Annotated in this window: 11 protein-coding genes and 1 tRNA gene; 8 read left to right on the forward strand and 4 right to left on the reverse strand. The window is 69.1% G+C overall.

The features are described 5' to 3' along the window. A partial coding sequence (locus VFX99_RS06430) for a PIG-L family deacetylase (protein ID WP_329665487.1) occupies positions 1-830 on the reverse strand: 830 nt, incomplete at its 3' end. Positions 831-1,017: 187 nt separating this feature from the next. Between VFX99_RS06430 and VFX99_RS06435 the strand changes: the two genes are divergently transcribed. Both VFX99_RS06435 and VFX99_RS06440 read left to right on the forward strand, forming a co-directional pair. After that, positions 1,018-1,698, forward strand: coding sequence for a DsbA family oxidoreductase (locus VFX99_RS06435; RefSeq protein WP_329665488.1), 681 nt, complete (start codon positions 1,018-1,020; stop codon positions 1,696-1,698). Between the two features lie 42 nt (positions 1,699-1,740). Continuing rightward, a complete protein-coding gene (locus VFX99_RS06440; RefSeq protein ID WP_329665489.1) occupies positions 1,741-2,541 on the forward strand; it encodes a class I SAM-dependent methyltransferase in 801 nt (266 codons plus the stop codon). Here VFX99_RS06440 and VFX99_RS06445 read toward each other — a convergent pair. Further along, on the reverse strand, positions 2,538-3,038 hold the full coding sequence (locus VFX99_RS06445; RefSeq protein WP_329665490.1) for a glutathione peroxidase: 501 nt from the start codon (positions 3,036-3,038) through the stop codon (positions 2,538-2,540). The two genes, VFX99_RS06440 and VFX99_RS06445, sit on opposite strands and share 4 nt — an antisense overlap. A 57-nt stretch (positions 3,039-3,095) precedes the next feature. Between VFX99_RS06445 and dusB the strand changes: the two genes are divergently transcribed. The 5 genes from dusB to VFX99_RS06470 all read left to right on the forward strand — a co-directional run bounded on the left by dusB (position 3,096) and on the right by VFX99_RS06470 (position 8,452). Next, positions 3,096-4,262, forward strand: a complete 1,167-nt coding sequence (gene dusB, locus VFX99_RS06450) for a tRNA dihydrouridine synthase DusB (RefSeq protein ID WP_329665491.1) — start codon at positions 3,096-3,098, stop codon at positions 4,260-4,262. After that, entirely contained in the window at positions 4,234-5,601 is a 1,368-nt protein-coding gene (locus VFX99_RS06455) for a deoxyguanosinetriphosphate triphosphohydrolase (RefSeq protein WP_329665492.1), read from the forward strand. The genes dusB and VFX99_RS06455 overlap by 29 nt, the downstream gene beginning before the upstream one ends. After that, complete coding sequence (dnaG, locus tag VFX99_RS06460; RefSeq protein ID WP_329665493.1) at positions 5,601-7,460, forward strand: DNA primase; 1,860 nt, start codon at positions 5,601-5,603, stop codon at positions 7,458-7,460. The genes VFX99_RS06455 and dnaG overlap by 1 nt, the downstream gene beginning before the upstream one ends. Before the next feature lie 69 nt (positions 7,461-7,529). Then, the gene (locus VFX99_RS06465; protein WP_329665494.1) at positions 7,530-8,318 is read left to right on the forward strand and encodes an ATP-binding cassette domain-containing protein; all 789 of its coding nucleotides are present in this window, start codon (positions 7,530-7,532) and stop codon (positions 8,316-8,318) included. Positions 8,319-8,379: 61 nt separating this feature from the next. Then, a tRNA-Asn gene (locus VFX99_RS06470) sits at positions 8,380-8,452 on the forward strand. A gap of 66 nt (positions 8,453-8,518) precedes the next feature. Here the strand turns inward: VFX99_RS06470 and VFX99_RS06475 are convergent. Together VFX99_RS06475 and def are read right to left on the reverse strand one after the other, a co-directional pair. Further along, a complete protein-coding gene (locus VFX99_RS06475) occupies positions 8,519-9,229 on the reverse strand; it encodes a hypothetical protein (RefSeq protein ID WP_329665495.1) in 711 nt (236 codons plus the stop codon). 105 nt (positions 9,230-9,334) lie between these two features. Then, positions 9,335-9,901: a peptide deformylase gene (gene def, locus VFX99_RS06480; RefSeq protein ID WP_329665496.1), complete on the reverse strand. Its 567-nt coding sequence runs from the start codon at positions 9,899-9,901 to the stop codon at positions 9,335-9,337. 42 nt (positions 9,902-9,943) lie between these two features. Between def and VFX99_RS06485 the strand changes: the two genes are divergently transcribed. Then, positions 9,944-11,029 carry a DMT family transporter gene (locus tag VFX99_RS06485; protein ID WP_329665497.1) on the forward strand — a complete coding sequence of 362 codons (1,086 nt, stop codon included), beginning with the start codon at positions 9,944-9,946 and terminating at the stop codon, positions 11,027-11,029. The last annotated feature ends 159 nt before the right edge of the window (positions 11,030-11,188 follow it).

Below are 11,188 nucleotides of genomic sequence, written 5' to 3' on the forward strand. Positions count from 1 at the left end.
TGCCCCGCTGGGAAACCGGCCCGTTGCCACGCCGCTCGCGCGTACGTTCCCGTCGCCGCGTGATCGGGGTGGTCACCAGCAGACCACTCCGCCGAGTCGGACGGCACGTGCGTGAAGAGACGGGTCGCATCGTAGGCCTGGATCAGTTCGGCCAGCGACACGACGAGCCCCTCGGACGAGAGGGCCGGCGCGCCGGTGACGGGCGCCAGGTCGGCGATGACCCCACTGAGCAGCTTCGGCAGCGCCGCATGTCCGGTGGCGGAGAAGCCGTCCCCGTTGAGGTTGCCGTCGGGCAGCCGCAGGAACGCGATCGTGACGTCGGGATCGCCGTCGGGCGAGAACTGGCTCAGCTCCGCGCCCGACAGAAGTGTCACGCGATTCTCCGACCAGAACCCCTCCTGCCCGCGCATCGTGTTGTAGGCCCGCAGGATCCCCAGCTCACGCCCCTGCGAATACCCCATTCCCCGCCCCGCGTCCGACGCGGTGACGAAGACGGTCCGCACGCATTCGCCGGAGGCCATCGCGTCCTGCAGCACCGGATTCGCGAAGATGAGGTCGTCGTCGTAGTGCGCCCACACCGACATCGTCACCGCCGTCGCGCAGGGCGCTGCCGCGGGCGACACCGGGGGCGGGGGCGGCTCCGGTGTCGGCGTGGGACTAGGCGTGCGGGTCGCGGTGGGCGTGCTCGTCGGAGTGGGCGTCGCAGACGGAGCGGGCGACGGGCCTGCGCCCATGATCCGGCCGACCTGACCGCTCGCGACGGTCGCCCCGGCGACGCCGAGGAGAGCCACGACGAGCACGCCGATCGTCCATCCGAGCGCCGCAGCCAAGCGGCGCGATGACCGCGCTGTTCGCACAGCACGGCGAGTTCCCCTTGCTCGCACGGCCCCCACCGGTATCCCAGCGCACACCGTTCTGTGCCGCGCGCCGGAGATATCCTCGCACAGGTCCGCCAGTGGGCCGCTCCGCTCTGCCCGACGGGGGAATTCCGCCCGTGGGCGCGGGGTTGCACCGCACATGACAGAAGCCTTGAAGATCGACGTGTGGAGTGACATCGCCTGTCCGTGGTGCTACATCGGCAAGCGCAACCTCGAGAACGGACTCGCCGAAACCTCCGGTGACGAGGACGCTCCGGTCGTCGAGGTCGTCTTCCACTCGTTCGAGCTCTCGCCGGACACACCGGTCGACTTCGACGGCGGCGAAGAGGAGTATCTGTCCCAGCACAAGGGGGTCTCGCCCGAGCAGGCTCGCGAGATGCTCGACCGAGTTTCCGGAATCGCGGCCGATGCCGGGCTGCCCTACCGCTTCGATCTGCTGAAGCACACCAACACCGTGAAGGCGCACGAGCTGCTGCACTTCGCCAAGACCCAGGGTCGTCAGGCCGAGCTCACCGAACGCCTCATGTCCGCGTACTTCACTGAGGGTCGCCACCTGGGTCGCGAGGACGAGCTGGTGGCCCTCGCGACGGATGTCGGTCTCGACACGGATGCCGCGCGCGCCGCGCTGCGGAGCGGTCGGCACCTACCCGACGTCAGGGCCGACCAGGCACAGGCGACGGCGTACGGCATCTCGGGCGTCCCGTTCTTCGTCATCGACGGCAAGTACGGCGTCTCGGGCGCGCAGCCCGCCGAGGCCTTCGCCCAGATCGTGCGCCAAGTGTGGGCCGAGCATCGCGGAGTGGTCAGCGCACCCGTGTGATCCGGAGCCGGACGATATCCTGTCGCCGAGCAGGGGGTTCCGATGGCCGACTACATACTGCCCCACAGCATCCCGCAGGAGGACGAGCGTCTGACGCTGATGTCGCGGATGCTGGATCCGCAGCTGTTCTTCCGACTCGAGCAGGCGGGTGTCGCGGCGGGATGGCGGTGCCTGGAGGTGGGCGCAGGCAACGGCAGCGTGTCGCACTGGCTGGCCGAGCAGGTCGGGCCCGGCGGCCACGTCGTGTGCAGCGATATCGACACGCGATTCCTCAGCGCGCTGGAGGCGCCGAACCTCGAGGTCCGGCGCATCGATGTGACGGGGGATCCGCTCGGCGAGGACTACGACCTGGTGCTGACACGTGCGCTGCTGCACCACGTTCCGCAGCGCATCGATGTGCTGCGCCGACTTGCAGCGGCCGTCCGGCCAGGCGGCGTCCTCGTGGTGGAGGAGCCCGACTTCCACCCGGTGCTCGCGACGGACAGTCCCGTCCTCCGGGACTTCTGGGAGGGCTTCCTGGCGTGGTCGGCGAACGAGGGCATCGACTACTTCGTCGGGCGGCGCATCGCCCCGCAGCTCGCGGCTTCGGGCTTCGAGGCCGTCGAGGCGCACGGAGAGACCATCCTCTTCGCAGGAAGATCGCTGCCCGCCCGCTATCTCGCGCTGACGATGCGAGAGCTCGAAGGGGAGCTGCTGAGCTCGGGACTCGTCGGGAAGACCACCTGGGCCGAGAGCATGCGGCTCTTCGACAACGAGGCGTTCTGGACGTGGCAGAACTGCTACGTCACCACGACGGCGCGCCGACCCGGATCGCGCCGAGGCGCACCGGCGCCTCCGACCTAGTCCGGGAGGCCGGCTTCGATGAGTGCGACGATCTGCGGGTCGTCGGGCCTGACCTTCGGCCGGAACCGCTTCACCTCGCCGCTGGGCAGCACCAGGAACTTCTCGAAGTTCCACTCCACGCGTCCCGCCTTGCCGGTCTCGTCCTCGGCCTTCGTCAGCTCCTGGTACAGCGGCGCGGCCTTCTTGCCGTTGACGCGGACCTTGTCGAACACCGGGAACGTCACGCCCCACGTGACCGAGCAGTACTCCAGGATGTCGTCCATCTTGGACAGCTCCTGCAGGAACTGGTTGCTCGGGAACGCGAGGACGTCGAATCCGCGCGACCCGTAGGTCTTCTTGAGCTGCTCGAGCTGCTCGTACTGCGGGGTCAGCCCGCAGCGGGAGGCGACGTTCACGATCAGCAGCACCTGGCCGTCGTAATCGGAGAGCGTGGCCTCTTGCCCGTCGGCCGTGCGGAAGGGGATGTCTCGGATGGTCAGAGCGGTGGCCTCGGTCATACCCACAGGTTAGGCCGGATTCGAGGTGGGAAGCCGCGCGTCTGGGAGAATGGGACGGTGACCCTCACCCTCTCGCCCGAACGCACCCTGCGCATCGGGCCCATCGAGCTCGACGCGCCGGTCGTGCTCGCCCCGATGGCGGGGATCACCAACACCGCGTTCCGCCGCCTGTGCCGCGAATACGGTGCCGGCCTGTACGTCAGCGAGATGATCACCTCGCGCGCGCTGGTCGAGCGCAACGCCACGACGATGCGCCTCATCACCCACCACGAGTCCGAGACCCCGCGGTCGATCCAGCTGTACGGCGTGGACCCCGCCACGGTCGAGAAGGCCGTGCGCATGCTCGTCGAGGAGGATCGCGCCGACCATATCGACCTGAATTTCGGCTGCCCGGTTCCCAAGGTCACCCGTAAGGGCGGGGGAGCCGCGCTCCCCTGGAAACTCGAGCTGTTCAGGGAGATCGTCTCCCGCGCGGCCCGCGCGGCGGGCGACGTTCCGCTCACCGTCAAGATGCGCAAGGGCATCGACTCGGAACACCTCACGTTCCTCGACGCGGGACGGATCGCGGAGGACGCCGGAGTCGCAGCTGTTGCCCTGCACGCCCGCACCGCCGCCGAGTTCTACTCGGGTCAGGCCGACTGGTCGGCCATCGCCGCGCTCAAGCAGGCTGTGACCAGTGTGCCCGTGCTCGGCAACGGCGACATCTGGTCCGCCGAAGATGCCCTTCGGATGATGGACGAGACCGGGTGCGACGGCGTCGTCGTCGGACGCGGCTGTCTGGGCCGGCCCTGGCTCTTCGGCGATCTGGCTCGCGCACTCGGCGCGTCCGGCGCGGCCGCACCGGCGCCGGTCGACGCGACCCTCGGGTTCGTCGCCCGGGCATTCCGCCGGCATGCGCAGCTGCTCGCCGAGTTCCTCCAGGACGAGGCACGAGGCTGCCGCGACATCCGCAAGCACGTGGCCTGGTATTTCAAGGGCTACCCTGTCGGCGGTGACACGCGCGCCGCACTCGCGACGGTCTCGAGTATCGACGAGATCGATCGCCTCCTGGAAACGCTCGACCTCGATGCGCCGTATCCTGGCGCCGCCGCAGAGGGACAGCGAGGCCGTGCCGGAACGCCCAAGCGCCCCGCGCTGCCTGACGGCTGGCTGGAGTCGCGCCATCTCGGGGTCGAGGCCTCCTGCGCTCTCGCCGATGCGGAACTCGACCACAGTGGCGGCTGACGGCGCCGTACGCGCCGCCTCCGAGCGCCCCGAAGGCTACGACGACGCGGACGCCGCGCGTTTCCACCGCGAGCACCATCGGTCTCAGCGCGATGACTTCGCGCGGGATCGCGCACGCGTGCTCCACTCCGCTGCGCTGCGCCGACTCGCCGCCAAGACCCAGGTGCTGAGCCCGGCGAGTCCCGCCGATTTCGCCCGCAACCGCCTCACGCACTCCCTGGAGGTCGCGCAGGTGGGTCGTGAGCTGGCCACGGCGCTGCGACTGTCGCCGGACGTGGTCGACACCGCGTGCCTCAGCCATGATCTCGGACACCCTCCCTTCGGCCACAACGGCGAACGAGCGCTCAACGACTGGGCCGAGGACGTCGGCGGGTTCGAGGGCAACGCCCAGACCCTGCGCATCCTGACCCGACTCGAGCCGAAGACCGTCGCCGAGGACGGCCGGAGCCACGGTCTGAATCTGACCCGGGCAAGCCTCGACGCGACGTGCAAGTATCCGTGGACGGCGGATCACCCTCTTCCCGATCCCGGCGGCCGGATGAAGTTCGGCGTGTACCCGGAGGACGAAGACGTCTTCCGGTGGCTGCGCGCCGACGCGCCCGGTCGAGTCCGCTGCATCGAGGCGGAGGTGATGGACCTGTCCGACGACATCGCGTATTCGGTGCACGACTTCGAGGACGCGATCGTCAACGGGTATCTCGACCCCGCGCGGCTGTCCGCCACCGCCGAGCATGCGGGGCTGCTGTCGGCTATCCAGTCGTGGGTGGGGTTCGACTACGCGCGCGATGAGCTCGAGGACGCGCTGTACCGACTCATGCGGCTCCCGGAATGGATCGACTCCTTCGACGGAACGCGTGCGTCGCACGCACGCCTCAAGAACCTGACCTCCGACCTCATCGGCCGATTCGCCCGCGCGGCGACCGCGGCCACGCGCGAGGCCTATGCCGCGCCGATCCTGACGCGCTACCGTGCGCACGTGGTCGTTCCGAGGGTCGTCGAAGCCGAGATGGCGGTGCTCAAAGGCATCATCGGAGCCGTCGTCGTCTCCATCGAGGGGCGCAAGAGCGTCTACAAGGAGCAGCGCCGAGTTCTGAAGCGCCTGGCCACCGCCCTGTGGGAGAAGCCCGAGGAGCTCGACGCCGTGTACGCCGAGGATTTCGATGACGCACAGACGGATGCCGCGCGCCGCAGGGTGGTGGTGGACCAGGTGGCGAGCCTCACGGACCAGCATGCGATCGCCTGGCACGGACGCCTGGTCGGAGAGGTCGACGCGGAGTCTCTCGGTGTCTGGGCACCCGGTGCGTCACGGCCGGTCCCCAGGATCGAGGGGGCGCCCTGATGGCCGGCCGGATCCGGCAGTCCGACGTCGACGAGGTGAAGGCGCGCACGAACATCGCCGACATCATCGGCGAGAGGGTGGCGCTCAAGCCTGCAGGCATCGGGGCGATGAAGGGCCTGTGCCCCTTCCACGACGAGCGCAGCCCCAGCTTCAATGTGCGCCCGCAGGCGGGGTTCTACCACTGCTTCGGCTGCAACGAGTCCGGCGACGTCTATTCGTTCCTGCGCGCCATGGACCACGTGTCGTTCACCGAGGCCGTCGAGCGGCTCGCCGGCCGCATCGGCTACGCCCTGCACTACGAGGACGGGGGAGCGGCGCCCGAGACGACCGGGCGATCTCGGCTGTATGCGGCCAACGGCGCCGCCGCGGAGTTCTTCCGCGCGCAACTCGCGACCACGGAGGCCGAGTCCGCCCGGCGGTTCCTCGGCGAACGCGGGTTCGATGCCGGAGCGGCTGCGCACTTCGGCGTCGGTTACGCACCCAAGGGATGGTCGAACCTCCGCGATGCGCTGCACAAGCTGGGCTTCACCGACGAGGAGTTGAGCAGCGCGGGGCTGGTCTCGCAGGGACAGCGCGGGGTGTACGACCGCTTCAGAGGGCGGGCGATCTGGCCCATCCGCGACGTGACGAGCCAGGTGATCGGGTTCGGTGCGCGCAAGCTGTACGACGACGATCAGGGACCCAAGTACCTCAACACCCCCGAGACGCCGGTCTACCGCAAGTCGCAGGTGCTGTACGGGCTCGATCTCGCCAAGCGCGACATCTCCCGCGATCATCGGGTGGTCGTCGTCGAGGGCTACACGGACGTGATGGCCTGCCATCTGGCGGGGATCACCACGGCCATCGCGAGCTGCGGCACCGCGTTCGGATCCGACCACATCTCGGTCCTTCGACGCGTCATGGGCGACGACTCCGCCTCGGGCGAGGTCGTCTTCACGTTCGACCCCGATGCCGCGGGTCAGAAGGCCGCGCTGCGCGCGTTCGGCGACGAGAAGCGCTTTGCGGCGCAGACGTACGTGGCGGTCGCGCCCGGCGGACTCGATCCGTGCGATCTGCGTCTGCAGCGCGGTGACGGCGCCGTGCGCGCGCTGATGGACACCAAGGTTCCGATGTTCGAGTTCGTGATCGATCAGCGACTGGCCGGATTCGATCTGTCCACGGTCGAGGGCCGCGCCGGGGCGCTGCGTGCCGCCGCGCCGATCGTCGCGGAGATCCGCGACCCGTCGCTGCGCCCCGGGTATGTGCGCGTACTCGCAAGACGGCTGGGTCTCGACCTGGGGGAGGTGCGGGGGGCGGTGGAGCGTGCCGCGCGCAGCGGAGGGTCTCATCCGGCGGGGGAACGACAGGCACCCAGCGAGCCCCAGACCGGCGACGGCGAGTCGGCCGTGCGTTTGACGATCTCCTCGCTACCGCGTACCGCGGAGGTCGCCCTCGAGCGCGATGCGCTGATGGGGATCCTGCAGTTCGGCCACCGGCTGGAACCGACGCTGCTCGCACGGTCCGTGTCGGTGCCGTTCCGGCATCCCGCGCTGGAAGCCGTGCGCCAGTGCGTCGCGGCCGCACCGGACGTGAGCCGGCCGGGATGGGCGGCGGACGCCGTGTCGGCGGTCCGTGAGCCGTACCGTTCGCTGGCCGCCGAGCTGCTCACGGCGGACTTCCCCGCTCTCACGGACGAGGCGGCGGCCGTCTCGGCCGCGTCGCTCGCACGACGCCTCGTCGCCCGCACCATCGACAGGGAGAAGACCGAGCTGCTGGGCGCCATTCAGCGCGTGCCGCCCGACTCGCAGGAGGGGCGGACCATTCGAGTGCGGCTGCGGGAGGTGGACGCGGAGCGACAGCTCTTCGCCGCCGACCTCTGAGTTCGCCGCAGCCTCGCCACTCGGTCGTCCGCGCTGGCGCACGAAGGCGGCGCAGGGCAGGATGAGCACATGCCCAGCCGCCCGGAAGCCGACGTCGCGATCCGTTCCAGCGATCTGTCGATCGCACGCGCCGGGCGAGGCGCCCCGGACGTGCGCGTGGTCGACGGCGTCTCGTTCGTGCTGCCGCACGGTCGGACCCTCGCGGTCATGGGACCGACTGGATCGGGCAAGTCGAGTCTGGTCGCCGTCCTGGCAGGTGCGGACGAACCCGGTCTCGGCGTGGTCGGCGGCAGTGCCACCGTCGAAGGCATCCCCGTGCGCCGCCCCGGTCGGGCCCACAGGACGCTGACCTACCTGACCGGATACGTGTCCCAGTCCGCAGGCGCTCGTCTGCCCGCACGGATGACCGTGGCGGAGGTGATCGGCCAGCCCATCACGAGCCGCGATCGGCGCGTGAACGATCGCGCGTTGGCGGTGCGGGTCGCGACACTGCTCGACGAGCTCATGCTGCCGCTCGGAGCCGCTGCGAAGTATCCCTACGAGCTCAGCGCCGGCATGCGGCAGCGGGTCGTGTTCGCCCGCGCGCTTGTCCTGCAGCCACGTGTGCTGATCGCCGACGAGCCGTTCTCCAACATGGATGTCGAGGTGCGTCGTGCCGCCCGCGAGGCGATCCTGAGGCGCCGCGCGTCGTACGGAATGTCGGCCGTCGTCGTCACCAACGAGCCCGACGTGGTGCGCGATCTCGACGCGGACGTGCTCGTCCTGCGCAGCGGTCATGCTATCGGCTATGGGCACGGCACGACGGACCTGCTCTGGACGCCCGACGGCGATGCCGACCATCGCCTCGTGGTCTCCTGATGTCACGAGCACGGTCGGCGATTTGCTAAGCTTTTCGGGTTGCCCGCTCCGGCGGGTACATTCCTCGGTAGCTCAATTGGCAGAGCAATCGGCTGTTAACCGATAGGTTCTTGGTTCGAGTCCAAGCCGGGGAGCGGACGGCCCCGGACTCCACTCTGGGGTCGTTCTCCGTGTGCGCCTGAGGCCAGCCGGCCGTGAGATCACTCCCGGATGCTGTCAAGCAGCCAGGCAGCTTTCGGCTGGCCGTCGAAGCCGGTGAACTCCAAGTAGTTGAACCGCCCGGTCACCGTGACACCGGTCTCATCCGTGAACACGATGTCGCGGAGCGTGACCGGGATCCTTCCGGCATCCACGCCGCTGATGGTGGCACCGTCCCTGACGAGCGTCCACGCCTGGTCGGTGATGAACGTGGTGTCACCCTCGCGGCTCAGGATGAAGTTCAGATCCCGCTCGAAAGCATTGCTCATCGCGGCGGGGCCGGGCGAGTCCCAATACGCGCCGCTCTGGAGCTTGATCGCTTCCACCACCCACAGCAGCTTCTCGCCCTCTTCGTTCAGCTGGACCGCGAAGCCCGCCTCATCCGAGAGGTAGATGAAATTGTCGAGGATCTGCTGCCCGGGCATGTCCCGCGTCGGGATCGTCCATGTCGGGCGATCCTTCCCTTCGATCGTCGTCGCGTGGTGCGCCGCGTTCGCGTTCAGCCGGTAGTCGACGTATGCCAGTCGCTCCTCTTGGGGAAGGGCGACGAACGACTGAACATCGAGCGCTTCGATCTCGAGGACCCGGGCCGGCACGGGGAGTGCCGCGGGTGTCTCGGTCGCAGACGGACCGCCCGATGGCCCGCCGGTACCGGCGTCCGGTCCGCAGCCGCTCAGGACCACCGTCCCGGCGATGACCGCCGCGACGAGCACCGCGCGTAATCCTCCGCGAACCATCTCACCCCGTTCGTCCGCCTGACGGCAGTGTAGTCGGCGGCCTTTCGCATCCGAGCGCTCGCGCGCGGGCGGCGAAGTCGCTCAGGCCTCGATGTCGTCGACGCCGGGCACCCAGGATGCTCCCGCGCGCCCCCACCCGCGTTTGCGCGCGATCTTCTGCACGGTCTTCCAGTCGCCGTCGCCGAGTCTGTCGACGTACAGGATCCCGTCGAGGTGATCGAACTCGTGCTGCATGATGCGAGCCCGCCACCCGTCGACGCGGATCTCGACGCGGGCGCCGTCGAGATCGGTGCCGGTGACCAGGACGCGGTCGGACCGTCGCAGCGGGAACCGCTCGCCCGGGAAGGAGAGGCAGCCTTCGGCCTCCTCGTCCGGGTCCGGATCGCCCGGCTCCAGGGGCGTCATCCACAGCTCGGGATTGATCAGGACACCGCGCCACGGTGCACCGTCGTCATCGGGATAGCTGTAGGTGTAGATCCGGAGCGGGATCCCGACCTGGGGCGCGGCGAGGCCCACCCCGGGGGCGGCATCCATCGTTTCGAACATGTCCGCGACCAGTTGTCTCACCTCGTCGGTGATGTCGCCGACCTCGGCGGCGGGGGCGTGCAGCACCGGGTCACCCAGGATGCGAATCGGCAGAACGGCCACGCCTTGAGCCTATCGAGCGGCCCGGCCGGTTAGGGTCGAGAGGTGGTCTGGCTGGCTGTTTCGCTCGATGATGTGACCTTGAACGTGGTCGGCGTCTTCCGCGATCCCGCGATCCTCCTCGGCATCCCGCTCGCCCTACTGGGCGCTGTCTTCATGTCGTTCGGGGCGCAGTATCAGCACCGCGGTGTGGCGAAGGTCGAGCACCTGACAGGCTCGTCCGGCAGCACCGGCCTCACGGGCAAGCAGCTCCTGAGTCTCCTGAAGCGTCCCTCCTGGGTAGCCGGGACGCTCATGCTCGCGATGGCGATCCTGTGCCAGCTCGGGGCGCTCGCGCTGGCGCCGCTCATCGTGGTGCAGCCGCTGGGCGCGCTCGCGCTGGTGATCACCACGCTCCTCAATTCGAGGGTCAGCGGGCACAAGCCGACGAAGAAATCGATCCGCGCGATCATCGCGTGCGTCGGCGGCATCTTCATCTTCGTGACGATCGCGGCGTTCGTCGCGACCGAGCAGAAGGTCACCGACCAGCAGCTGATCACGATCCTCGTGCTGCTGCTGATCGTGATCGTCGTCTTCAGCATCCTGTGGATCTGGTTGCGCAAGCGCGCGCAGGCGCTGTTCTACATCGTCGCGTCCGGGGTGATCTACGGATTCGTGGCGACCCTCGCGAAGGTGGTCATCAAGAGGGTGCAGGCCGGCAACTTCGAGTGGCTCACTCTGCTCTGCCTGATCGCCCTCCTCGCCGCGGTCGCGGTGGGCGCGTACTTCGTCCAGACGGCGTACTCGGTCGGACCGCCCGACCTCGTCATCGCGGGGCTCACGGTCATCGATCCGATGGTGGCCGTGCTCATCGGGCTGATCGTGCTGCAGGAGGCTGCCACCGCACCCTGGCCCGCCCTGGTCGGATTCGCCATCGCCGGCGCGATAGCGATCTACGGCGTGATCTCACTGGCGCGGAACCATCCGCAGGTGCTCAGCGACAGCCAGGAGCTCGCGATCGAGCGAGGCAGCGCCGGCGCCGCGAGCGACAAGCACCCGAGCACCGGTTCGATCCGGCTGACTGAGGCTGTGGCCAAGGTCTGGCCGGAGCCGCCGGTCCACGACGACGAGAACCCACCGCCGCACCGCTGAGGCTCAGTCCGTCGCGTCCAGGACGATCCTGCCGTCGAGCATGCGGCCTTTGTCACCGGGAGCGGGAGCCGGGGCCGGGATCTGAACCTCCGCCTGCCATCCAGCCTTGGCTTCCTCCGCCGAAGGGCGCCACACGGAGTCCCAGCCTGCTCCGATGCC

Source organism: Microbacterium sp., assembly GCF_036277215.1.
Lineage (GTDB): Bacteria > Actinomycetota > Actinomycetes > Actinomycetales > Microbacteriaceae > Microbacterium.